This is a genomic window from Pseudomonas sp. LBUM1652, assembly GCF_059716105.1.
This window is the reverse complement of record NZ_CP166804.1, coordinates 5,647,794-5,670,791: the sequence shown is the minus strand read 5'-3', so window position 1 is coordinate 5,670,791 and position 22,998 is coordinate 5,647,794. Positions and strand designations below refer to the sequence as shown.

At 54.8% G+C, this 22,998-nt stretch carries 22 protein-coding genes and 4 tRNA genes; all 26 read left to right on the top strand.

Annotated elements, in window-relative coordinates:
* Positions 1-15: 15 nt before the first annotated feature.
* The 26 genes from ACA069_RS25670 to rpsC all read left to right on the top strand — a co-directional run bounded on the left by ACA069_RS25670 (position 16) and on the right by rpsC (position 22,991).
* On the top strand, positions 16-453 hold the full coding sequence (locus ACA069_RS25670) for a hypothetical protein (protein WP_401272203.1): 438 nt from the start codon (positions 16-18) through the stop codon (positions 451-453).
* A 144-nt stretch (positions 454-597) separates the two neighbouring features.
* Positions 598-682 (top strand) — tRNA-Tyr (locus ACA069_RS25665).
* 25 nt (positions 683-707) lie between these two features.
* Positions 708-781, top strand: a tRNA-Gly gene (locus ACA069_RS25660).
* Between the two features lie 26 nt (positions 782-807).
* Positions 808-883 (top strand) — tRNA-Thr (locus ACA069_RS25655).
* Positions 884-968: 85 nt separating this feature from the next.
* The gene (gene tuf, locus ACA069_RS25650) at positions 969-2,162 is read left to right on the top strand and encodes an elongation factor Tu (protein ID WP_497615453.1); all 1,194 of its coding nucleotides are present in this window, start codon (positions 969-971) and stop codon (positions 2,160-2,162) included.
* A gap of 53 nt (positions 2,163-2,215) precedes the next feature.
* Positions 2,216-2,291 (top strand) — tRNA-Trp (locus ACA069_RS25645).
* A 45-nt stretch (positions 2,292-2,336) separates the two neighbouring features.
* Complete coding sequence (gene secE, locus ACA069_RS25640) at positions 2,337-2,705, top strand: preprotein translocase subunit SecE (protein WP_401272204.1); 369 nt, start codon at positions 2,337-2,339, stop codon at positions 2,703-2,705.
* A gap of 9 nt (positions 2,706-2,714) precedes the next feature.
* The gene (gene nusG / locus ACA069_RS25635) at positions 2,715-3,248 is read left to right on the top strand and encodes a transcription termination/antitermination protein NusG (protein ID WP_007916492.1); all 534 of its coding nucleotides are present in this window, start codon (positions 2,715-2,717) and stop codon (positions 3,246-3,248) included.
* Positions 3,249-3,365: 117 nt separating this feature from the next.
* Positions 3,366-3,797: a 50S ribosomal protein L11 gene (rplK, locus tag ACA069_RS25630; RefSeq protein WP_003228756.1), complete on the top strand. Its 432-nt coding sequence runs from the start codon at positions 3,366-3,368 to the stop codon at positions 3,795-3,797.
* The gene (gene rplA / locus ACA069_RS25625) at positions 3,797-4,492 is read left to right on the top strand and encodes a 50S ribosomal protein L1 (protein WP_016984191.1); all 696 of its coding nucleotides are present in this window, start codon (positions 3,797-3,799) and stop codon (positions 4,490-4,492) included. The genes rplK and rplA overlap by 1 nt, the downstream gene beginning before the upstream one ends.
* 198 nt (positions 4,493-4,690) lie before the next feature.
* Positions 4,691-5,191, top strand: coding sequence for a 50S ribosomal protein L10 (rplJ, locus tag ACA069_RS25620; protein WP_489881490.1), 501 nt, complete (start codon positions 4,691-4,693; stop codon positions 5,189-5,191).
* A 74-nt stretch (positions 5,192-5,265) separates the two neighbouring features.
* Positions 5,266-5,631, top strand: coding sequence for a 50S ribosomal protein L7/L12 (gene rplL, locus ACA069_RS25615; protein WP_489881489.1), 366 nt, complete (start codon positions 5,266-5,268; stop codon positions 5,629-5,631).
* A 221-nt stretch (positions 5,632-5,852) separates the two neighbouring features.
* Complete coding sequence (rpoB, locus tag ACA069_RS25610) at positions 5,853-9,926, top strand: DNA-directed RNA polymerase subunit beta (RefSeq protein WP_064392269.1); 4,074 nt, start codon at positions 5,853-5,855, stop codon at positions 9,924-9,926.
* A 64-nt stretch (positions 9,927-9,990) separates the two neighbouring features.
* Complete coding sequence (gene rpoC, locus ACA069_RS25605; protein WP_016984189.1) at positions 9,991-14,190, top strand: DNA-directed RNA polymerase subunit beta'; 4,200 nt, start codon at positions 9,991-9,993, stop codon at positions 14,188-14,190.
* A gap of 216 nt (positions 14,191-14,406) precedes the next feature.
* The gene (gene rpsL, locus ACA069_RS25600) at positions 14,407-14,778 is read left to right on the top strand and encodes a 30S ribosomal protein S12 (protein WP_003186084.1); all 372 of its coding nucleotides are present in this window, start codon (positions 14,407-14,409) and stop codon (positions 14,776-14,778) included.
* A 107-nt stretch (positions 14,779-14,885) separates the two neighbouring features.
* Positions 14,886-15,359, top strand: a complete 474-nt coding sequence (gene rpsG / locus ACA069_RS25595; protein ID WP_007916467.1) for a 30S ribosomal protein S7 — start codon at positions 14,886-14,888, stop codon at positions 15,357-15,359.
* A gap of 30 nt (positions 15,360-15,389) precedes the next feature.
* Positions 15,390-17,495 carry an elongation factor G gene (gene fusA, locus ACA069_RS25590; RefSeq protein WP_187679960.1) on the top strand — a complete coding sequence of 702 codons (2,106 nt, stop codon included), beginning with the start codon at positions 15,390-15,392 and terminating at the stop codon, positions 17,493-17,495.
* Positions 17,496-17,526: 31 nt separating this feature from the next.
* Entirely contained in the window at positions 17,527-18,720 is a 1,194-nt protein-coding gene (tuf, locus tag ACA069_RS25585; RefSeq protein WP_003176426.1) for an elongation factor Tu, read from the top strand.
* Positions 18,721-18,877: 157 nt separating this feature from the next.
* The gene (rpsJ, locus tag ACA069_RS25580; RefSeq protein WP_003186070.1) at positions 18,878-19,189 is read left to right on the top strand and encodes a 30S ribosomal protein S10; all 312 of its coding nucleotides are present in this window, start codon (positions 18,878-18,880) and stop codon (positions 19,187-19,189) included.
* Positions 19,190-19,269: 80 nt separating this feature from the next.
* Positions 19,270-19,905: a 50S ribosomal protein L3 gene (gene rplC / locus ACA069_RS25575; protein WP_007253310.1), complete on the top strand. Its 636-nt coding sequence runs from the start codon at positions 19,270-19,272 to the stop codon at positions 19,903-19,905.
* A gap of 12 nt (positions 19,906-19,917) precedes the next feature.
* The gene (gene rplD, locus ACA069_RS25570) at positions 19,918-20,520 is read left to right on the top strand and encodes a 50S ribosomal protein L4 (protein ID WP_150602056.1); all 603 of its coding nucleotides are present in this window, start codon (positions 19,918-19,920) and stop codon (positions 20,518-20,520) included.
* Positions 20,517-20,816 (top strand): 50S ribosomal protein L23, encoded by a 300-nt coding sequence (rplW, locus tag ACA069_RS25565; protein WP_002555488.1) that lies wholly within the window; start codon positions 20,517-20,519, stop codon positions 20,814-20,816. The genes rplD and rplW overlap by 4 nt, the downstream gene beginning before the upstream one ends.
* A gap of 14 nt (positions 20,817-20,830) precedes the next feature.
* Positions 20,831-21,655: a 50S ribosomal protein L2 gene (rplB, locus tag ACA069_RS25560; protein WP_042561342.1), complete on the top strand. Its 825-nt coding sequence runs from the start codon at positions 20,831-20,833 to the stop codon at positions 21,653-21,655.
* A 16-nt stretch (positions 21,656-21,671) separates the two neighbouring features.
* Positions 21,672-21,947: a 30S ribosomal protein S19 gene (gene rpsS / locus ACA069_RS25555; RefSeq protein WP_003228731.1), complete on the top strand. Its 276-nt coding sequence runs from the start codon at positions 21,672-21,674 to the stop codon at positions 21,945-21,947.
* A gap of 11 nt (positions 21,948-21,958) precedes the next feature.
* Positions 21,959-22,291, top strand: a complete 333-nt coding sequence (gene rplV / locus ACA069_RS25550; RefSeq protein WP_003103908.1) for a 50S ribosomal protein L22 — start codon at positions 21,959-21,961, stop codon at positions 22,289-22,291.
* 13 nt (positions 22,292-22,304) lie between these two features.
* The gene (gene rpsC / locus ACA069_RS25545) at positions 22,305-22,991 is read left to right on the top strand and encodes a 30S ribosomal protein S3 (protein WP_003176422.1); all 687 of its coding nucleotides are present in this window, start codon (positions 22,305-22,307) and stop codon (positions 22,989-22,991) included.
* Positions 22,992-22,998 lie beyond the last annotated feature (7 nt).

Genomic DNA, 22,998 nt, shown 5'->3' with positions numbered 1-22,998 from the left:
TGTCCTGAGGTATGTATGCGTTGGTTGTTCCTGCTGCTCCTTGTTCTCAATGTTTTCTATTACGTCTGGCATCAGCAGGAAGCACCCTTGCGGGCAAAAGACGTAACCCCTCTCAGTTTGTATAAAGGCTCGCAGCAGGATATTCGTCTGTTGAGCGAGAGTGTCGGTGCTTCTAAGGCAAGGCCTGGTGTGCCGCGGACTGAGGAGAGGTGCCTTTATTTGGGTGGATTTGCTCGTGAGGAGCAAGTTATGCCGCTGAGCCAGCGTTTGGCTGAGATGGATATCAAGGCTGAACTTTCAGCGAATGATGTTCCTGCGACAGGTTACTGGCTGCGTATTGCACCTGAAAGCCAGCGTTTGCTGGGGGATGCGCAACTGCAAAACCTTTCCAAGGAATTCAATGAGTTAAAACATAAAATAATGCTGTGCGAGGGGGTTGCACCTGCTGAATAGTTTGAATAGAATGGCGCCCGCTCCGCAGTGAAGACCTTTCAAAGGTTAACGAGGCGGGGTGGTGTCAATGCAGCTAACCTCAGGTTTTTAAATGAGAAAATGCTTGACAGGGGTTTGGCATAGTATAGAATGCCGGCCTGATTAGGAGGGGTTCCCGAGCGGCCAAAGGGATCAGACTGTAAATCTGACGTCTACGACTTCGAAGGTTCGAATCCTTCTCCCTCCACCAGATTTGAGCGTGAGCTGTAAGCTCTGCGGGTATAGTTTAGTGGTAGAACCTCAGCCTTCCAAGCTGATGATGCGGGTTCGATTCCCGCTACCCGCTCCAAGTTTGCAGGTTGTGCAAAGTGTTTTGCTCTTGTAGCTCAGTTGGTAGAGCACACCCTTGGTAAGGGTGAGGTCAGCGGTTCAAATCCGCTCAAGAGCTCCATATAACAAGGCAGATATGAAAATATCTGCCTTTGTTTTAATGGTTGATATTGTTTGTCTAATTCTTCTGTTTGAGGGTGATATCGATGGCTAAGGAAAAATTTGATCGTTCCCTGCCCCACGTCAACGTTGGGACCATTGGTCACGTTGACCACGGTAAAACCACTCTGACTGCTGCTCTGACTCGCGTTTGCTCCGAAGTTTACGGTTCCGCAATCGTTGACTTCGACAAGATCGACAGCGCACCAGAAGAAAAAGCTCGTGGTATCACCATCAACACCGCGCACGTTGAATACAACTCGCTGATCCGTCACTACGCTCACGTTGACTGCCCAGGTCACGCTGACTATGTGAAGAACATGATCACCGGTGCTGCCCAGATGGACGGCGCAATCCTGGTTTGCTCGGCCGCTGATGGTCCGATGCCGCAAACCCGTGAGCACATCCTGCTGTCCCGCCAGGTTGGCGTTCCGTACATCGTGGTTTACCTGAACAAGGCTGACCTGGTAGACGACGCTGAGCTGCTGGAGCTGGTTGAGATGGAAGTGCGCGATCTGCTGAGCACTTACGACTTCCCAGGCGACGACACTCCGATCATCATCGGTTCTGCTCGTATGGCTCTGGAAGGCAAAGACGATAACGAAATGGGCACTACGTCCGTTCGTAAACTGGTTGAAACTCTGGATAGCTACATTCCGGATCCAGTTCGTGTTATCGACAAGCCGTTCCTGATGCCAATCGAAGACGTGTTCTCGATCTCGGGTCGCGGTACTGTTGTAACCGGTCGTATCGAGCGCGGTATCGTTAAGGTTCAAGATCCACTGGAAATCGTTGGTCTGCGTGACACTACCGTCACCACCTGCACCGGTGTTGAAATGTTCCGTAAGTTGCTCGACGAAGGTCGTGCTGGCGAGAACTGCGGCGTTCTGCTGCGCGGTACCAAGCGTGACGACGTTGAGCGTGGTCAGGTTCTGGTTAAGCCGGGTTCGGTTAAGCCGCACACCAAGTTCGAAGCTGAGGTGTACGTGCTGAGCAAGGAAGAAGGCGGTCGTCACACTCCGTTCTTCAAAGGCTACCGTCCACAGTTCTACTTCCGCACTACCGACGTAACTGGTAACTGCGAACTGCCGGAAGGCGTAGAAATGGTAATGCCGGGCGACAACATCAAAATGGTTGTTACCCTGATCAAAACCATCGCGATGGAAGATGGTCTGCGTTTCGCTATCCGTGAAGGCGGTCGTACCGTCGGCGCTGGTGTCGTAGCCAAAATCATCGAATAAGCGGTTGTAATGTATTTTTCAGGCCGGCATAATGGTCGGCCTGATTTTGTTTTAGGTCAGTAGCTCAATTGGCAGAGCGACGGTCTCCAAAACCGTAGGTTGGGGGTTCGATTCCCTCCTGACCTGCCAGATTCACTCGGTGTATCTGGCTTTCTTTTCACAGGATCTTCATAGATGACTCCTAAAGCTGAAGCTCAAAGCTCTCGCTTCGATCTACTCAAGTGGCTTGTAGTAGTTGCTTTGGTGGCTGTTGGCGTTGTTGGCAATCAGTACTACGCCGCTTCGCCGATCCTGTACCGCGTACTCGCTCTACTTGTGATTGCTGCTGTAGCTGCCTTTGTAGGCCTGCAGACTGCGAAGGGCAAGTCTTTCTTTGTACTGGTTAAGGAAGCTCGCACCGAGATTCGTAAAGTCGTTTGGCCAACTCGCCAAGAAACCACACAGACCACGCTGATTGTCGTGGCTGTTGTACTGGTTATGGCGTTGCTGTTGTGGGGGCTAGATTCCCTGCTCGGCTGGCTTGTTTCCTTGATTGTCGGCTAAGGGTGTCCCGTGGCTAAGCGTTGGTACGTTGTGCATGCTTACTCGGGTTACGAGAAGCATGTCATGCGCTCGCTCGTTGAGCGAGTAAAGCTGGCTGGCATGGAAGATGGCTTCGGCGAAATTCTGGTTCCCACTGAAGAAGTGGTTGAAATGCGTAATGGCCAGAAGCGCAAAAGCGAACGCAAGTTCTTCCCAGGTTATGTGCTGGTACAGATGGATATGAATGAGGGTACTTGGCACTTGGTCAAGGATACTCCTCGGGTGATGGGTTTCATCGGCGGTACTGCTGATAAACCGGCGCCGATCACTGATAAAGAGGCAGAGGCGATTCTGCGTCGTGTTGCTGATGGTAGCGACAAGCCTAAGCCGAAGACTCTCTTCGAACCAGGTGAAACGGTACGAGTCAATGACGGTCCATTTGCTGATTTCAATGGTGTCGTTGAAGAAGTTAACTACGAAAAGAGCCGCATCCAAGTGGCTGTGCTCATTTTCGGTCGCTCTACCCCGGTAGAGTTGGAGTTCAGTCAGGTCGAAAAGGTCTAACTGGACAAGCATCCCAACCCCGCAGCCATAGGCTGTGGGGTTTTGTCGTCACTGGGATAAACGCGCAAGTAACCGGGGAGCCTTTCGAGGCGTTCGAACCCGTAATTGGAGTGCCTCATGGCCAAGAAGATTACCGCTTACATCAAGCTGCAAGTGAAGGCCGCTCAGGCTAACCCAAGCCCACCTGTTGGTCCTGCTTTGGGTCAGCACGGCGTGAACATCATGGAATTCTGCAAGGCCTTCAACGCCCGTACTCAGGGTCTTGAAGCAGGTCTGCCGACTCCAGTGATCATCACTGTTTACAGCGACCGTAGCTTCACTTTCGAAACCAAATCCACCCCTGCTTCGGTTCTGCTGAAGAAGGCGGCCGGTCTGACCAGCGGTTCCGCTCGTCCGAACACCGTTAAGGTTGGCACTGTTACCCGTGCTCAGCTGGAAGAAATCGCGAAAACCAAAAACGCGGATCTGACTGCAGCTGATATGGATGCAGCCGTGCGTACTATCGCCGGTTCTGCTCGTAGCATGGGCCTTAACGTGGAGGGTGTGTAATGGCTAAGCTGACTAAGCGTCAAAAGGCTATCGCCGGCAAAATCGAAGCAGGCAAGGCCTACAACATTGTAGATGCCGCTGCTCTGCTGGCTGAGCTGTCGACTGTCAAGTTCAGCGAGTCGTTTGACATTGCTGTAAACCTGGGTGTAGACCCGCGTAAATCCGACCAGGTTGTTCGTAGCGCTACTGTGCTGCCACACGGCACTGGCAAGACTGTTCGCGTTGCTGTGTTCACTCAGGGTCCAGCTGCTGAAGCCGCTCTGGCTGCCGGCGCTGACCGCGTAGGTATGGACGACCTGGCTGCCGAAATGAAAGGCGGCGACCTGAACTATGACGTAGTGATTGCATCCCCGGATGCCATGCGCGTAGTAGGTCAACTGGGCCAGATCCTCGGTCCACGTGGTCTGATGCCTAACCCTAAAGTCGGCACCGTAACTCCAGACGTAGCCACCGCGGTTAAAAACGCCAAGGCTGGTCAGGTTCGTTATCGCACCGACAAAAACGGCATCATTCACACTTCCGTTGGCAAGATGGGCTTCGACGCCGTCAAGCTGAAGGAAAACGTTGAAGCCCTGATCGCTGATCTGAAGCGCATCAAGCCAGCTTCTTCGAAAGGTATTTACGTCAAGCGCGTTACCCTGAGCACCACTATGGGCCCAGGTCTGGTCATCGACCAGAGCTCGCTGGACGCGTAAGACAAAGGTTGGCGCGATTGATCGCGCCAATTGAAATATTGGGGTCCCTGCCTGGCGGGGGCTATCCAAGACCGTAGGCGGCGCAAGCCTTAAACCAAAAGCCTACGCAGATGGTGCTCCCGGTTCCTTACCGAATCAGACACCAAAACGACATTCGGTTTCGATCGAATGAAACGGTAACAAGCAGGAGTTAAACCCGTGGCAATTAATCTCGAAGACAAGAAGGCCATCGTCGCTGATGTCAACGAGGCTGCCAAAGTCGCTCTGTCCGCTGTCGTGGTTGATGCCCGTGGCGTAACAGTAGGCGCAATGACCGGACTCCGTAAAGAGGCTCGTGAAGCTGGCGTATACGTACGTGTTGTACGTAACACCCTGCTCAAGCGCGCCGTTGCTGACACTCAATACAGTGTTCTCAACGACGTGTTCACCGGCCCGACCCTGATTGCATTCTCGAACGAACATCCGGGCGCTGCTGCCCGTATCTTCAAAGAGTTTGCCAAGGGTCAGGACAAGTTCGAGATCAAGGCAGCTGCGTTCGAGGGCAAGTTCCTCGCAGCTAATCAGATCGACGTACTGGCAACCCTGCCGACCCGTGACGAAGCAATTTCTCAGCTGATGAGCGTGATTCAAGGCGCTACCAGCAAATTGGCTCGTACTCTGGCGGCAATTCGCGACCAGAAAGAAGCTGCCGCAGCCTAAGGCTCGTCAACTTCTCGCGTTTTTTGTTTATTTCGATGGTCGCGTAGGCCGTCCCCCAATTCAGGAAATAAGTCATGTCTCTGACTAACGAACAAATCATCGACGCAATCGGCGAAAAATCCGTAATGGAAATCGTTGAGCTGATCAAGGCAATGGAAGAGAAGTTCGGCGTTACTGCTGCAGCTGCTTCCGCTGGCCCAGCTGCTGCTGCCGCTGTTGTTGAAGAGCAAACCGAGTTCAACGTTGTTCTGCTGGAAGCTGGCGAGAAGAAAGTAAACGCCATTAAAGCAGTTCGCGAGCTGACCGGTCTGGGCCTGAAAGAAGCCAAAGAGAAAGTAGACGGCGCTCCTCAGGTTGTTCTGGAAGGCGTTTCGAAAGACGCTGCTGAAGACGCCAAGAAGAAGCTGGAAGAAGCAGGCGCTAAAGTCGAGCTGAAGTAAGCTTCGACTTTGCTCCTCCAGCCCGAGCGTCAAGCGACAGGCTGATGGCTGGTGGCTCTTGCCACCGGCCTTTTTCCGTTATTGGCAGCCGACTGGGTCGGTGCTGATAAAGGTGCTGTAACCACCCGATGTGGTGGCGCAAACCATGGGGTTTGCACGATTTTCTGGCTGCTCCCGTCGGGAGGGGCCAAACAAGCAGGTGACCAAGCTGGGGAACGCTGATGGCTTACTCATATACTGAGAAAAAACGTATCCGCAAGGACTTTAGCAAGTTGCCGGACGTCATGGATGTGCCTTACCTCCTGGCCATCCAGCTGGATTCGTATCGTGAATTCTTGCAAGCGGGAGCGACTAAAGATCAGTTCCGCGACGTGGGCCTGCATGCGGCCTTCAAATCCGTTTTCCCGATCATCAGCTACTCCGGCAATGCTGCGCTGGAGTACGTCGGTTATCGCCTGGGCGAACCGGCATTTGATGTCAAAGAATGCGTATTGCGCGGTGTAACTTTCGCCGTACCTTTGCGGGTAAAAGTGCGCCTGATCATTTTCGACAAAGAGTCGTCGAACAAAGCGATCAAGGACATCAAAGAGCAAGAAGTCTACATGGGTGAAATTCCCCTGATGACTGAGAACGGTACCTTCGTAATCAATGGTACCGAACGTGTAATCGTTTCCCAGCTGCACCGTTCCCCGGGCGTGTTCTTCGACCACGACCGCGGCAAGACGCATAGCTCCGGCAAACTGCTTTACTCCGCGCGCATCATTCCTTACCGCGGTTCGTGGCTGGACTTCGAGTTCGACCCGAAAGACTGCGTATTCGTGCGTATCGACCGTCGTCGCAAGCTGCCGGCCTCGGTACTGCTGCGCGCGCTCGGCTACACCACCGAAGAAGTACTGGACGCGTTCTACACCACCAACGTATTCCACCTGAGCGGCGAAACCCTCAGCCTGGAACTGATTGCATCGCGTCTGCGTGGTGAAATTGCCGTTCTGGACATCCAGGATGAAAAAGGCAAGGTCATCGTTGAAGCGGGCCGCCGTATTACCGCGCGCCACATCAATCAGATCGAAAAAGCCGGGATCAAGACGCTGGAAGTGCCTCTGGACTACGTCCTGGGCCGCACTACCGCCAAGGTCATTGTGCATCCGGCTACCGGCGAAATCCTGGCAGAGTGCAACACCGAACTGAACACCGAAGTCCTGGCAAAAATTGCCAAGTCCGGCGTTGTGCGCATCGAAACTCTGTACACCAACGACATCGACTGTGGCCCGTTCGTCTCTGACACGCTGAAGATCGACTCCACCAGCAACCAATTGGAAGCGCTGGTCGAGATCTATCGCATGATGCGTCCAGGCGAGCCGCCAACCAAAGACGCTGCCGAAACCCTGTTCAACAACCTGTTCTTCAGCCCTGAGCGCTATGACCTGTCTGCGGTCGGCCGGATGAAGTTCAACCGTCGTATCGGTCGCACCGAGATCGAAGGTTCGGGCGTGCTGTGCAAGGAAGACATCGTCGCGGTACTGAAGACTCTGGTCGACATCCGTAACGGTAAAGGCATCGTCGATGACATCGACCACCTGGGTAACCGTCGTGTTCGCTGTGTAGGCGAAATGGCCGAGAACCAGTTCCGCGTTGGCCTGGTACGTGTTGAGCGTGCGGTCAAAGAGCGTCTGTCGATGGCTGAAAGCGAAGGCCTGATGCCGCAAGACCTGATCAACGCCAAGCCAGTGGCTGCGGCGGTGAAAGAGTTCTTCGGTTCCAGCCAGCTGTCTCAGTTCATGGACCAGAACAACCCGCTGTCCGAGATCACCCACAAGCGTCGTGTTTCTGCACTCGGCCCTGGCGGTCTGACTCGTGAGCGTGCTGGCTTTGAAGTTCGTGACGTACACCCGACTCACTACGGTCGTGTATGCCCGATTGAAACGCCGGAAGGTCCGAACATCGGTCTGATCAACTCCCTGGCCGCTTACGCGCGCACCAACCAGTACGGCTTCCTGGAAAGCCCGTACCGTGTGGTGAAAGAGGGTGTGGTTACCGACGAGATCGTGTTCCTGTCCGCCATTGAAGAAGCCGATCACGTGATCGCGCAGGCTTCGGCGACCATGAACGACCAGAAAGTCCTGATCGACGAGTTGGTAGCCGTACGTCACCTGAACGAATTCACCGTCAAGGCGCCTGAAGAAGTCACTTTGATGGACGTTTCGCCGAAGCAGGTAGTTTCGGTTGCAGCGTCGCTGATCCCGTTCCTCGAGCACGACGACGCCAACCGTGCGTTGATGGGTTCGAACATGCAGCGTCAAGCTGTACCAACCCTGCGCGCTGACAAGCCGCTGGTAGGTACCGGCATGGAGCGTAACGTAGCTCGTGACTCCGGCGTTTGCGTCGTGGCTCGTCGTGGCGGCGTGATCGACTCCGTTGATGCCAGCCGTATCGTGGTTCGTGTTGCTGATGACGAAGTTGAAACCGGCGAAGCTGGTGTCGACATCTACAACCTGACCAAATACACCCGCTCGAACCAGAACACCTGCATCAACCAGCGTCCGCTGGTGAGCAAGGGTGATCGCGTTCAGCGTAGCGACATCATGGCCGACGGCCCGTCCACCGATATGGGTGAGCTGGCTCTGGGTCAGAACATGCGCATCGCGTTCATGGCATGGAACGGCTTCAACTTCGAAGACTCCATCTGCCTTTCCGAGCGTGTTGTTCAGGAAGACCGTTTCACCACGATCCACATTCAGGAACTGACCTGTGTGGCCCGTGACACCAAGCTTGGCCCAGAGGAAATCACTGCGGACATCCCGAACGTGGGTGAAGCTGCACTGAACAAGCTGGACGAAGCCGGTATCGTTTACGTAGGTGCTGAAGTAGGCGCAGGCGACATCCTGGTCGGTAAGGTCACTCCGAAAGGCGAGACTCAACTGACTCCGGAAGAAAAGCTGCTGCGTGCGATCTTCGGTGAAAAAGCCAGCGACGTTAAAGACACCTCCCTGCGCGTGCCAACCGGCACCAAAGGTACTGTCATCGACGTACAGGTCTTCACTCGTGACGGCGTTGAGCGTGATGCTCGTGCACTGTCGATCGAGAAGTCCCAACTGGACGAGATCCGCAAGGATCTGAACGAAGAGTTCCGTATCGTTGAAGGCGCGACTTTCGAACGTCTGCGTTCCGCTCTGGTAGGCCACAAGGCTGAAGGCGGCGCAGGTCTGAAGAAAGGTCAGGACATCACCGACGAAGTTCTCGACGGTCTTGAGCATGGTCAGTGGTTCAAACTGCGCATGGCTGAAGATGCTCTGAACGAGCAACTCGAGAAGGCTCAGGCCTACATCGTTGATCGCCGCCGTCTGCTGGACGACAAGTTCGAAGACAAGAAGCGCAAACTGCAGCAGGGCGATGACCTGGCTCCGGGCGTGCTGAAGATCGTCAAGGTTTACCTGGCAATCCGTCGTCGCATCCAGCCGGGCGACAAGATGGCCGGTCGTCACGGTAACAAAGGTGTGGTCTCCGTGATCATGCCGGTTGAAGACATGCCGCACGATGCCAATGGCACCCCGGTCGACGTCGTCCTCAACCCACTGGGCGTACCTTCGCGTATGAACGTTGGTCAGATCCTCGAAACCCACCTGGGCCTCGCGGCCAAAGGTCTGGGCGAGAAGATCAACCGGATGGTCGAAGAGCAGCGTAAAGTCGCTGAGCTGCGCACCTTCCTGGACGAGATCTACAACCAGATCGGCGGTCGTAACGAAGATCTGGACAGCTTCTCCGATCAGGAAATCCTGGATCTGGCGAAGAACTTGCGTGGCGGTGTTCCAATGGCCACCCCAGTATTCGACGGCGCCAAGGAAAGCGAAATCAAGGCCATGCTGAAACTGGCAGACCTGCCGGAAAGCGGCCAGATGCAGCTGACTGACGGCCGTACCGGCAACAAGTTCGAGCGTCCAGTTACCGTTGGCTACATGTACATGCTGAAGCTGAACCACTTGGTAGACGACAAGATGCACGCTCGTTCTACCGGTTCGTACAGCCTGGTTACCCAGCAGCCGCTGGGTGGTAAGGCGCAGTTCGGTGGTCAGCGTTTCGGGGAGATGGAGGTCTGGGCACTGGAAGCATACGGTGCTGCTTACACTCTGCAAGAAATGCTCACAGTGAAGTCGGACGATGTGAACGGCCGTACCAAGATGTACAAAAACATCGTGGATGGCGATCACCGTATGGAGCCGGGCATGCCCGAGTCCTTCAACGTGTTGATCAAGGAAATTCGTTCCCTCGGCATCGATATCGATCTGGAAACCGAATAACACGTGACGCGAATCGAGAGCGGGGCAGGATTGCCCGCTCTCTGCTCCGCCAGGAGGAAAGGCCTTGAAAGACCTACTGAATTTGCTGAAAAACCAGGGTCAAGTCGAAGAGTTCGACGCCATCCGTATTGGATTGGCCTCGCCTGAGATGATCCGTTCGTGGTCGTTCGGTGAAGTTAAAAAGCCGGAAACCATCAACTACCGTACGTTCAAACCTGAGCGTGATGGCCTGTTCTGCGCCAAGATCTTTGGCCCGGTAAAGGATTACGAGTGCCTGTGCGGTAAGTACAAGCGCTTGAAGCACCGTGGTGTGATCTGCGAGAAGTGCGGCGTTGAAGTTGCACTGGCCAAGGTTCGTCGTGAGCGCATGGCGCACATCGAACTGGCTTCGCCGGTTGCCCACATCTGGTTCCTGAAATCGCTGCCGTCCCGTATCGGCTTGCTGATGGACATGACCCTGCGTGATATCGAACGCGTTCTCTACTTCGAGAGCTATGTCGTTATCGATCCAGGCATGACCACACTTGAAAAAGGTCAGCTGCTGAACGACGAGCAGTACTTCGAAGCGCTGGAAGAGTTCGGTGACGACTTCGACGCCCGCATGGGTGCTGAGGCTGTCCGCGAACTGCTGCACGCTATCGACCTGGAGCACGAGATTGGCCGTCTGCGCGAAGAGATTCCGCAAACCAACTCCGAAACCAAAATCAAGAAGCTGTCCAAGCGTCTGAAGTTGATGGAAGCCTTTCAGGGTTCCGGCAACCTGCCAGAGTGGATGGTGCTGACCGTTCTGCCGGTTCTGCCGCCAGATCTGCGTCCACTGGTCCCGCTGGATGGCGGTCGTTTCGCGACTTCCGACCTCAACGATCTGTATCGTCGAGTGATCAACCGTAACAACCGTTTGAAGCGCCTGCTGGATCTGTCCGCTCCGGACATCATCGTGCGCAACGAAAAGCGTATGTTGCAGGAAGCTGTCGATGCACTGCTCGACAACGGTCGTCGTGGCCGCGCTATCACCGGTTCGAACAAGCGTCCTCTGAAATCCCTGGCTGACATGATCAAGGGTAAGCAAGGTCGTTTCCGTCAGAACTTGCTTGGTAAGCGTGTTGACTACTCCGGTCGTTCGGTAATTACCGTAGGTCCGACCCTGCGTCTGCACCAGTGCGGTCTGCCGAAGAAGATGGCTCTCGAGCTGTTCAAACCGTTCATTTTCGGCAAGCTGGAAATGCGCGGTCTCGCGACCACCATCAAAGCGGCCAAGAAAATGGTCGAGCGCGAACTGCCAGAGGTTTGGGACGTTCTCGCTGAAGTGATTCGCGAACACCCGGTTCTTCTCAACCGTGCACCGACCCTTCACCGTCTGGGTATCCAGGCGTTTGAACCGGTACTGATCGAAGGTAAGGCTATCCAGCTGCACCCGCTGGTCTGCGCCGCGTACAACGCCGACTTCGACGGCGACCAAATGGCCGTGCACGTACCGCTGACGCTGGAAGCCCAGCTCGAAGCGCGTGCGTTGATGATGTCGACCAACAACATTCTGTCGCCAGCTAACGGTGAGCCAATCATCGTTCCGTCGCAGGACGTTGTATTGGGTCTGTACTACATGACTCGTGAAGCGATCAACGCCAAGGGCGAAGGTCGTGTATTCGCGGATCTGCAGGAAGTTGACCGTGTGTTCCGTGCCGGCGAAGCCGCACTGCACGCCAAGGTTAAAGTTCGTATCAACGAAACCGTCAACGACCGTGACGGCAACAGCGTGAGCGGTACCCGTATCGTCGACACTACAGTCGGCCGTGCGCTGCTGTTCCAGGTTGTGCCAAAAGGTCTGTCGTACGACGTCGTCAACTTGCCGATGAAGAAAAAGGCGATCTCGAAACTGATCAACCAGTGCTACCGCGTGGTTGGTCTGAAAGAGACCGTGATCTTCGCTGACCAGTTGATGTACACCGGTTTCGCTTACTCGACCATTTCCGGCGTTTCCATCGGTGTTAACGACTTCGTTATCCCGGATGAAAAAGCTCGCATCATCGGTGCTGCCACCGACGAAGTGAAAGAGATCGAGAGCCAGTACGCCTCCGGCCTGGTAACCCAGGGCGAGAAGTACAACAAAGTGATCGACCTTTGGTCGAAAGCGAACGACGAAGTTTCCAAGGCGATGATGGCCAACCTCTCGAAAGAGAAAGTCATCGACCGTCATGGCGTTGAAGTCGATCAAGAGTCTTTCAACTCGATGTACATGATGGCCGACTCGGGTGCGCGGGGTTCCGCAGCACAGATTCGTCAGCTGGCCGGTATGCGTGGTCTGATGGCCAAGCCGGACGGTTCCATCATTGAAACGCCGATTACTGCGAACTTCCGTGAAGGTTTGAGCGTACTTCAGTACTTCATCTCGACTCACGGTGCTCGTAAAGGTCTGGCGGATACCGCGTTGAAAACTGCGAACTCCGGTTACCTGACTCGTCGTCTGGTAGACGTGGCGCAGGATCTGGTTGTAACCGAGATCGATTGCGGCACCGAACACGGTCTGCTGATGACTCCGCACATTGAAGGCGGTGACGTTGTAGAGCCGTTGGGTGAGCGCGTATTGGGTCGTGTTATCGCCCGTGACGTATTCAAGCCAGGTACCGAGGACGTTATCGTTCCTGCCGGCACTCTGGTAGACGAGAAGTGGGTTGAATTCATCGAGCTGAACAGCATCGACGAAGTGATCGTGCGTTCGCCGATCAGCTGTGAAACCCGCTATGGCATCTGCGCCAAGTGCTACGGCCGTGATCTGGCTCGTGGTCACCAGGTGAACATCGGTGAAGCGGTCGGCGTTATCGCTGCCCAGTCCATCGGTGAGCCGGGTACCCAGCTGACGATGCGTACGTTCCACATCGGTGGTGCGGCAAGCCGTACTTCCGCAGCCGACAGCGTTCAGGTGAAGAATGGCGGTACCGTCCGTCTGCACAACCTGAAGCACGTTGAGCGAGTGGATGGTCACTTGGTAGCTGTGTCCCGTTCCGGTGAGCTGGCAATCGCTGATGACTTCGGTCGTGAGCGTGAGCGTTACAAGCTGCCATACGGTGCCGTGATTTCGGTTAAAGAAGGTGACAAGGTCGACGCTGGCGCAATCGTGGCCAAGTGGGATCCGCACACTCACCCAATCGTTACCGAAATGAAAGGTACCGTGACCTACGTGGGCATGGAAGAAGGCATCACGATCAAGCGTCAGACTGACGAATTGACCGGTATGACCAACATTGAAGTACTCGACGCGAAAGATCGTCCAGCTGCCGGTAAGGAAATCCGTCCTGCAGTGAAGATGGTCGACGACAACGGCAAGGATCTGTTGCTGCCAGGCACTGACGTTATCGCTCAGTACTTCCTGCCAGCCAACGCCCTGGTCGGTGTTGCGGACGGTGCGAAGATTGCGATCGGTGATGTTATCGCTCGTATCCCGCAAGAAACTTCGAAAACCCGTGACATCACCGGTGGTCTGCCGCGTGTTGCCGACTTGTTCGAAGCTCGTCGTCCGAAAGAAGCGTCGATTCTGGCTGAGGTCAGCGGCACCATCGCGTTCGGTAAGGAGACCAAAGGCAAGCGCCGTCTGGTTATTACCCCGAACGACGGTAGCGATCCGTACGAAGAGCTGATTCCGAAGTGGCGTCACCTGAACGTGTTCGAAGGCGAACAGGTAAACCGCGGCGAAGTTATCTCCGACGGCCCAAGCGATCCGCACGACATCCTGCGTCTGCTGGGTGTGAGCGCGCTGGCCAAGTACATCGTTAACGAGATCCAGGACGTTTACCGTCTGCAAGGCGTGAAGATCAACGACAAGCACATCGAGACCATCCTGCGTCAGATGCTGCGTAAAGTTGAGATCGCTGAATCCGGCGATTCCAGTTTCATCAAGGGCGACCAGATGGAACTCACTCACGTACTGGTAGAGAACGAGCGTCTGGGCGGCGAAGACAAGTTCGTGTCCAAGTACACTCGCGTACTGCTGGGTATTACCAAGGCGTCGTTGTCGACCGAATCGTTCATCTCGGCGGCTTCCTTCCAGGAAACCACTCGCGTACTGACCGAAGCGGCCGTAACCGGCAAGCGCGATTACCTGCGCGGCCTGAAAGAAAACGTGGTTGTGGGTCGTCTGATCCCGGCCGGTACCGGTCTGGCTTATCACAGCGAGCGCAAGCGTCGTCGTGAAGCTGACAAACCGTTGCGCGTAAGCGCCAGTGAAGTGGAAGCTGCACTGACCGAAGCGCTGAACTCGAGCGGTAACTGAGTTCTGCGATAAATGAGCGTAAGGCCCTGATCGCTCCGTTCATCGAATCGAGACAATTTGTCGAGGTTCGAGGGGCGGGGAGGTCGGGGCCTTGCCTTGACTGGGGGCAAGATCCTCTTTAGACTCTTGATCCCCTAAATTTGGCGGGAATTCGTTCCTGCCATTTTGCTTTTCTTGCAAGACAATAGCGTCGCAAGACAACAGTGGAGCTAGTAGATGGCAACTATCAACCAGCTGGTACGTCAGCCGCGTAAGCGTATCGTCGAGAAATCCGACGTACCTGCGCTGCAGAACTGCCCGCAACGTCGTGGCGTGTGCACCCGTGTGTACACCACTACGCCGAAAAAACCTAACTCGGCACTGCGTAAAGTATGCCGTGTGCGTCTGACCAACGGTTTCGAGGTTTCCTCGTACATCGGTGGTGAAGGCCACAACCTGCAAGAGCACAGCGTGGTACTGATCCGCGGCGGTCGTGTAAAAGACTTGCCAGGTGTTCGTTACCACACCGTTCGCGGCTCCCTGGATACTTCCGGCGTTAAAGGTCGTAACCAAGGTCGTTCGAAGTACGGTACCAAACGTCCGAAGTAATCGGCCGTTTTGCAGATTTTCATTTTATTGAGTCGATAAGAGTAAGGTCGGGCACGCATCCATTGGATCTGTCCCGAGCTAACCTGAAGACCGCTTGAGGGCTTATCATGCCAAGACGTCGCGTAGCAGCAAAGCGTGAGATTCTGGACGATCCGAAATACGGAAGCCAGATCCTCGCCAAATTCATGAACCACGTTATGGAAAGCGGCAAGAAAGCCGTTGCCGAGCGTATCGTTTATGGTGCCCTGGAAACCGTTGCGACCCGTAAGGCTGGCACCGATCCCCTGGAACTCTTCGAAAAAGCACTCGACGCCATCGCTCCGCTGGTCGAAGTGAAGTCGCGCCGCGTTGGTGGTGCTACTTACCAGGTTCCGGTCGAGGTTCGTCCTTCCCGTCGTAACGCTCTGGCAATGCGCTGGTTGGTAGACTTCGCACGTAAGCGTGGCGAGAAGTCTATGGCTCTGCGTTTGGCTGGCGAACTGCTGGATGCTGCTGAAGGTAAAGGTGCTGCTGTTAAGAAGCGTGAAGACGTGCACCGTATGGCCGAAGCCAACAAAGCTTTCTCGCACTACCGCTTCTAATTTTAGCTTCACTAATTTTGCGAGGGCTTTATGGCTCGTACTACTCCGATTAGTCGCTACCGTAACATCGGTATCGTCGCTCACGTGGATGCTGGTAAAACCACCACCACCGAGCGCGTCCTTTTTTACACCGGCAAAAGTCACAAAATGGGCGAGGTGCATGATGGCGCCGCGACCACAGACTGGATGGTGCAGGAGCAGGAGCGTGGTATTACCATTACTTCTGCTGCCATCACCGCCTTCTGGAAGGGTTCCGAGAAGCAGTACAAAGACGAGCATCGCTTCAACGTAATCGATACCCCGGGCCACGTAGACTTCACTATTGAAGTTGAGCGTTCCCTGCGCGTACTCGACGGCGCTGTCGTTGTGTTCTGTGGTACTTCGGGTGTTGAGCCTCAGTCGGAAACCGTATGGCGTCAAGCCAACAAGTACGGCGTTCCACGTCTTGTTTACGTAAACAAGATGGACCGTGCTGGCGCCAACTTCCTGCGCGTGATCGGTCAGATCAAGCAGCGTCTGGGTCACACTCCGGTGCCGATTCAGTTGGCCATCGGTTCTGAAGATAACTTCCAGGGTCAGATTGATCTGATCAACATGCAAGCTATCTACTGGAACGACTCTGACAAAGGTATGGTCCCTGTTCGCAAGGACATTCCTGCCGAGCTGCAAGAGCTGGCTGAAGAGTGGCGCAACAACATGGTTGAAGCTGCTGCTGAAGCCAACGAAGAGCTGATGAACAAGTACCTGGAAGGCGAAGAGCTGACGATCGAAGAGATCAAAGCTGCTTTGCGTCAGCGTACTATCGCCGGCGAAATCGTTCTGGCTGTCTGCGGTTCTTCCTTCAAGAACAAGGGTGTTCCCCTGGTTCTCGACGCCGTTATCGACTTCCTGCCTGCACCAACTGACATTCCTGCTATCAAGGGTACTGACCCGGATAACGAAGAAGTCGAGCTGGAGCGTCATGCAGACGATGCGGAGCCGTTCTCGGCTCTGGCGTTCAAGATCGCTACCGACCCATTCGTGGGTACTTTGACCTTCGTCCGCGTTTACTCGGGCGTGTTGAACTCCGGCGACGGCGTGATCAACTCGGTTAAAGGCAAGAAAGAGCGCGTGGGTCGTATGGTGCAAATGCACGCAAACGCCCGTGAAGAGATCAAGGAAGTACGCGCTGGCGACATCGCGGCCCTGATCGGCATGAAGGACGTCACCACTGGTGAAACCCTCTGCAACGCTGACAAGCCAATCATCCTGGTTCGTATGGACTTCCCGGAGCCGGTTATTTCGGTTGCCGTAGAGCCTAAGACCAAGGATGACCAGGAAAAAATGGGTATCGCTCTGGGCAAACTTGCTCAGGAAGACCCGTCTTTCCGCGTTAAAACTGATGAAGAGACTGGTCAAACGATCATCTCCGGCATGGGCGAGCTGCACCTGGACATCCTGGTTGACCGGATGCGCCGTGAGTTCAACGTCGAAGCCAACATCGGCAAGCCTCAGGTTTCCTATCGTGAGCGCATCACGAAGAACTGCGAAATCGAAGGCAAGTTCGTTCGTCAGTCCGGCGGTCGTGGCCAGTTCGGTCACTGCTGGATCCGTTTTGCTCCTGCTGACGAAGGTCAGGAAGGTCTGCAATTCGTGAACGAAGTAGTAGGTGGTGTGGTTCCTAAGGAATACATCCCGGCTATCCAGAAGGGTATCGAAGAGCAGATGAAGAACGGCGTCGTTGCCGGCTATCCGCTGATCGGCCTGAAGGCTACCGTGTTCGATGGTTCTTACCACGACGTCGACTCCAACGAGATGGCGTTTAAAGTGGCTGCTTCCATGGCGACCAAGCAACTGGCCCAGAAGGGTGGTGGTGAGTTGCTCGAGCCGATCATGGCGGTAGAGGTTGTTACGCCTGAAGACTATATGGGTGATGTGATGGGCGACCTTAACCGTCGTCGCGGCATGATCCAGGGTATGGAAGACACGGTGTCCGGCAAGGTAATTCGTGCCGAAGTGCCACTGGGTGAGATGTTCGGTTATGCGACCGACGTTCGTTCCATGTCCCAGGGTCGCGCAAGCTACTCTATGGAATTCAAAAAATACGATACAGCCCCGGCGCACATCGTCGAGACTGTTACCAAAAAACAAGGCTGATTCAGCCCCTTTAGGCTAGGAGTTAATTGTCGTGGCTAAAGAAAAATTTGATCGTTCCCTACCGCACGTCAACGTTGGCACCATCGGTCACGTTGACCACGGTAAAACCACTCTGACTGCTGCTCTGACTCGCGTTTGCTCCGAAGTTTTCGGTTCCGCAATCGTTGACTTCGACAAGATCGACAGCGCACCAGAAGAAAAAGCTCGTGGTATCACCATCAACACCGCGCACGTTGAATACAACTCGCTGATCCGTCACTACGCTCACGTTGACTGCCCGGGTCACGCTGACTATGTGAAGAACATGATCACCGGTGCTGCCCAGATGGACGGCGCAATCCTGGTTTGCTCGGCCGCTGATGGTCCGATGCCGCAAACCCGTGAGCACATCCTGCTGTCCCGCCAGGTTGGCGTTCCGTACATCGTGGTTTACCTGAACAAGGCTGACCTGGTAGACGACGCTGAGCTGCTGGAGCTGGTTGAGATGGAAGTGCGCGATCTGCTGAGCACTTACGACTTCCCAGGCGACGACACTCCGATCATCATCGGTTCTGCTCGTATGGCTCTGGAAGGCAAAGACGATAACGAAATGGGCACTACGTCCGTTCGTAAACTGGTTGAAACTCTGGATAGCTACATTCCGGATCCAGTTCGTGTTATCGACAAGCCGTTCCTGATGCCAATCGAAGACGTGTTCTCGATCTCGGGTCGCGGTACTGTTGTAACCGGTCGTATCGAGCGCGGTATCGTTAAGGTTCAAGATCCACTGGAAATCGTTGGTCTGCGTGACACTACCGTCACCACCTGCACCGGTGTTGAAATGTTCCGTAAGTTGCTCGACGAAGGTCGTGCTGGCGAGAACTGCGGCGTTCTGCTGCGCGGTACCAAGCGTGACGACGTTGAGCGTGGTCAGGTTCTGGTTAAGCCGGGTTCGGTTAAGCCGCACACCAAGTTCGAAGCTGAGGTGTACGTGCTGAGCAAGGAAGAAGGCGGTCGTCACACTCCGTTCTTCAAAGGCTACCGTCCACAGTTCTACTTCCGCACTACCGACGTAACTGGTAACTGCGAACTGCCGGAAGGCGTAGAAATGGTAATGCCGGGCGACAACATCAAAATGGTTGTTACCCTGATCAAAACCATCGCGATGGAAGATGGTCTGCGTTTCGCTATCCGTGAAGGCGGTCGTACCGTCGGCGCTGGCGTCGTAGCCAAAATCATCGAGTAATCTCTTTTATAGAGTTAGCTTGGTGAATTGAAAAAGCCCCCGCTCAGCGGGGGCTTTTTTATTGGGTTGACACCTATCTGGGGCGTCTATAGAATTGCGCCTCCTTTTAACGGGCGTATTGCGCTCGGTGGGAATAGCAGCCGGAGTCTGAAATCCAATGCAAAATCAGCAAATCCGTATCAGGTTGAAGGCTTTTGACCATCGCCTGATCGACCAATCAACCCAGGAAATCGTGGAAACCGCGAAACGTACTGGTGCTCAAGTGCGTGGTCCAATTCCACTGCCTACCCGTAAAGAGCGGTTCACCGTTCTGGTTTCCCCGCACGTCAACAAAGACGCGCGTGACCAGTACGAAATCCGCACTCATAAGCGCGTTCTGGACATCGTCCAGCCAACGGATAAAACCGTTGATGCTCTTATGAAGCTTGATCTTGCGGCCGGTGTGGAAGTGCAGATCAGCCTCGGCTAAGACTCGGTCTTAGTCGTGTAACGCTCTGAAATGGGCGGCCATAGCGGGTGAAAGCCCCGTACACTCATGAGGTTTACAACATGACTATTGGTGTAGTCGGTCGTAAATGCGGTATGACCCGTATTTTCACCGAAGAAGGTGTCTCCATTCCGGTCACGGTCATTGAGATCGAACCGAATCGCGTCACCCAGTTCAAAACTGAAGAGACCGATGGCTATCGTGCAGTGCAAGTCACTGTAGGCGAGCGTCGTGCTTCGCGTGTTACAGCTGCTCAAGCTGGCCACTTCGCTAAGGCGAACGTTGCCGCTGGTCGCACTGTCATGGAGTTCCGTCTTGAAGAAGGCGACTACCAGGCTGGCGATCTGATCAACGCTGAAATCTTCGCTGCTGGTCAACTGGTTGATGTAACCGGTCAGTCCAAAGGTAAAGGCTTCCAGGGTACGATCAAGCGTTGGAATTTCCGCGGGCAAGATAACACCCACGGTAACTCCGTATCCCACCGCGTCCCAGGCTCTATCGGCCAGTGCCAGACTCCTGGTCGTGTATTCAAGGGCAAAAAAATGTCCGGTCATATGGGCGCTGAGCGCGTGACCGTGCAGTCCCTGGAAGTAGTGCGCGTGGACGCTGAACGCAATCTGTTGTTGGTCAAGGGTGCTGTTCCTGGCGCTACTGGCGGCAACCTGGTTGTACGTCCAGCAGCCAAGGCTCGCGGTTAAGGGGAAGCTGACATGCAATTAAATGTAAATGACGCTCAAGCGATCGAAGTTTCCGAACTGACATTTGGCGGCGAGTTCAACGAGACGCTGGTTCACCAAGCAGTCGTGGCCTATATGGCCGGCGGCCGTCAGGGTAGCAAGCAGCAAAAGACCCGTTCCGACGTTCGTGGTGGCGGTAAGCGCCCATGGCGTCAGAAAGGTACTGGCCGTGCTCGTGCCGGTACTATCCGTAGCCCTATCTGGCGTGGCGGCGGTACCACTTTCGCAGCTCGTCCACAGGATCACTCCCAGAAGCTGAACAAGAAGATGTATCGCGCAGCAATGCGTTCCATCCTTGCTGAGCTGGTGCGTACTGATCGTCTGATCGTGGTTCAGGATTTCGCTGTTGAAACTCCAAAAACCAAAGATCTGCTGGGCAAGCTGAACAACATGAGCCTGACCGATGTTCTCATCGTGTCGGACGCTGTTGATCAGAACCTGTACCTGGCTGCTCGTAACCTGCCGCACGTCGATGTACGTGACGTTCAAGGTTCCGATCCAGTTAGTCTGATCGCATACGACAAGGTGTTGATCACCGTGTCGGCCGTGAAGAAATTCGAGGAGCTGCTGGGATGAACCAGGAACGCGTATTTAAAGTTCTGCTTGGCCCGCACGTTTCCGAGAAGGCTACGGTTCTGGCTGACAAGAAAGGCCAGTTCGTTTTCAAGGTTGCAACTGACGCAACCAAGCTGGAAATCAAGAAGGCCGTCGAAAGCCTGTTCAGCGTGAAAGTTGAGCGTGTTACTACCCTGAACGTTCTGGGTAAGAGCAAGCGCACGGCTCGCGGTCTGGGCAAGCGCAATGACTGGAAGAAGGCAGTTATCTCCCTTCAGCCAGGCCAAGATCTCGATTTCAGCAGCAGTGCTGAGTAAGGAAGGGGTGCATCATGGCAATCGTTAAATGCAAACCGACTTCCCCTGGCCGCCGTTTTGTGGTCAAGGTGGTCAACCAGGAGCTGCATAAAGGCGCTCCTCACGCACCGCTGCTCGAGAAAAAATCGAAGACTGGTGGTCGTAACAACAATGGCCGTATTACCACGCGTCACATCGGTGGTGGTCATAAGCAGCATTATCGTATGGTCGACTTCCGTCGCAACGACAAAGATGGCATTCCAGCCACTGTCGAGCGTATCGAATACGATCCAAACCGTACTGCTCACATTGCTCTTATGTTGTACGCAGACGGCGAGCGCCGTTACATCATCGCCCCTAAAGGCGTGAGCGCTGGCGACCAGCTGATTTCGGGTGCTTTGGCTCCGATCAAGCCGGGTAACCAGCTGCAACTGCGCAGCATTCCAGTTGGTAGCACCGTACACGGCATCGAATTGAAGCCAGGTAAAGGCGCACAGATCGCTCGTTCCGCTGGTGCTTCGGCTCAGCTGATCGCTCGTGAAGGTGTGTACGTTACCCTGCGTCTTCGCTCCGGTGAAATGCGTAAAGTCCTGGCTGAATGCCGTGCGACGCTGGGCGAAGTCTCGAACTCCGAGCACAGCCTGCGTTCGCTGGGTAAAGCTGGTGCCAAACGCTGGCGTGGCGTTCGCCCAACCGTTCGTGGTGTTGCCATGAACCCGGTTGACCACCCACATGGTGGTGGTGAAGGTCGTACCTCTGGTGGTCGTCATCCGGTATCGCCATGGGGCTTCCCGACTAAGGGCGCGAAGACTCGTGGTAATAAGCGTACCGACAAAATGATCGTCCGTCGTCGCAAGTAAATAGAGGGATACGACAGTGCCACGTTCTCTGAAAAAAGGTCCTTTTATTGATCTTCACCTACTGAAGAAGATCGAAGTGGCGGCGGAAAAGAACGATCGCAAACCAATTAAGACTTGGTCGCGTCGTTCCATGATCCTGCCACAAATGGTCGGTCTGACCATCGCAGTACACAACGGTCGTCAACACGTCCCAGTTCTCGTTAACGAAGACATGGTCGGCCACAAACTGGGCGAGTTTGCCGGTACCCGCACTTATCGTGGGCACGTGGCAGACAAGAAAGCCAAGCGTTAAGGGGTTAGGAAATGGAAGTAGCCGCTAAGTTGTCGGGCGCTCGAATCTCCGCCCAGAAAGCCCGCTTGGTCGCCGACCAGATTCGCGGGAAGAAGGTGGGCGAAGCGCTCAACTTGTTGGCTTTCAGCAGTAAGAAAGCCGCCGAGATCATGAAGAAAGTGCTGGAGTCGGCCGTAGCCAACGCCGAGCATAACGAAGGCGCAGACGTTGATGACCTGAAGGTCAGCACCGTTTTCGTCAACGAAGGGCGTTCGCTGAAGCGCATCATGCCACGTGCCAAAGGCCGTGCTGATCGCATCGTCAAGCGGTCTTGCCATATCACTGTCAAGGTTGCTGACAAGTAACGGAGTCGAAGAGATGGGTCAGAAAGTACATCCCATTGGCATTCGCCTGGGAATCGTCAAGGAGCACACCTCCGTCTGGTACGCAGACGGTCGGACTTATGCGGACTATTTGTTCGCTGATCTGAAGGTGCGCGAGTATCTCCAAGACAAACTAAAAAGCGCGTCCGTAAGCCGTATCGATATCCATCGTCCGGCGCAAACTGCACGTATCACCATTCACACCGCTCGTCCAGGTATCGTTATCGGGAAGAAAGGTGAAGATGTTGAGAAACTGCGTCAGGACCTGACCAAGCAAATGGGTGTGCCTGTGCACATCAATATCGAAGAGATCCGCAAGCCGGAGCTCGACGGTATGCTGGTTGCGCAGAGCGTAGCTCAGCAGCTGGAGCGTCGCGTAATGTTCCGTCGCGCTATGAAGCGCGCTGTACAGAACGCCATGCGCATTGGTGCCAAAGGCATCAAAATCCAAGTGAGCGGTCGTCTCGGCGGTGCTGAAATCGCACGTACTGAATGGTATCGCGAAGGTCGTGTGCCATTGCACACCCTGCGTGCCGACATCGACTATGCCAACTACGAAGCTCACACCACTTACGGTGTGATCGGTGTAAAGGTTTGGATCTTCAAAGGCGAAGTAATTGGTGGTCGCCAAGAAGAACTGAAACCACAAGCACCAGCGCCTCGTAAAAAAGCTGCTAAGTAAGGGGTAC

Excerpts from the sequence above, each read along its gene's own strand:
- ACA069_RS25670 (WP_401272203.1), top strand. The coding sequence starts at position 16 with ATGCGTTGGTTGTTCCTGCTGCTCCTTGTTCTCAATGTTTTCTATTAC.
- tuf (WP_497615453.1), top strand. The coding sequence starts at position 969 with ATGGCTAAGGAAAAATTTGATCGTTCCCTGCCCCACGTCAACGTTGGG.
- secE (WP_401272204.1), top strand. The coding sequence starts at position 2,337 with ATGACTCCTAAAGCTGAAGCTCAAAGCTCTCGCTTCGATCTACTCAAG.
- rplK (WP_003228756.1), top strand. The coding sequence starts at position 3,366 with ATGGCCAAGAAGATTACCGCTTACATCAAGCTGCAAGTGAAGGCCGCT.
- rplA (WP_016984191.1), top strand. The coding sequence starts at position 3,797 with ATGGCTAAGCTGACTAAGCGTCAAAAGGCTATCGCCGGCAAAATCGAA.
- rplL (WP_489881489.1), top strand. The coding sequence starts at position 5,266 with ATGTCTCTGACTAACGAACAAATCATCGACGCAATCGGCGAAAAATCC.
- rpoB (WP_064392269.1), top strand. The coding sequence starts at position 5,853 with ATGGCTTACTCATATACTGAGAAAAAACGTATCCGCAAGGACTTTAGC.
- rpsL (WP_003186084.1), top strand. The coding sequence starts at position 14,407 with ATGGCAACTATCAACCAGCTGGTACGTCAGCCGCGTAAGCGTATCGTC.
- rpsG (WP_007916467.1), top strand. The coding sequence starts at position 14,886 with ATGCCAAGACGTCGCGTAGCAGCAAAGCGTGAGATTCTGGACGATCCG.
- fusA (WP_187679960.1), top strand. The coding sequence starts at position 15,390 with ATGGCTCGTACTACTCCGATTAGTCGCTACCGTAACATCGGTATCGTC.
- rpsJ (WP_003186070.1), top strand. The coding sequence starts at position 18,878 with ATGCAAAATCAGCAAATCCGTATCAGGTTGAAGGCTTTTGACCATCGC.
- rplC (WP_007253310.1), top strand. The coding sequence starts at position 19,270 with ATGACTATTGGTGTAGTCGGTCGTAAATGCGGTATGACCCGTATTTTC.
- rplD (WP_150602056.1), top strand. The coding sequence starts at position 19,918 with ATGCAATTAAATGTAAATGACGCTCAAGCGATCGAAGTTTCCGAACTG.
- rplW (WP_002555488.1), top strand. The coding sequence starts at position 20,517 with ATGAACCAGGAACGCGTATTTAAAGTTCTGCTTGGCCCGCACGTTTCC.
- rplB (WP_042561342.1), top strand. The coding sequence starts at position 20,831 with ATGGCAATCGTTAAATGCAAACCGACTTCCCCTGGCCGCCGTTTTGTG.
- rplV (WP_003103908.1), top strand. The coding sequence starts at position 21,959 with ATGGAAGTAGCCGCTAAGTTGTCGGGCGCTCGAATCTCCGCCCAGAAA.
- rpsC (WP_003176422.1), top strand. The coding sequence starts at position 22,305 with ATGGGTCAGAAAGTACATCCCATTGGCATTCGCCTGGGAATCGTCAAG.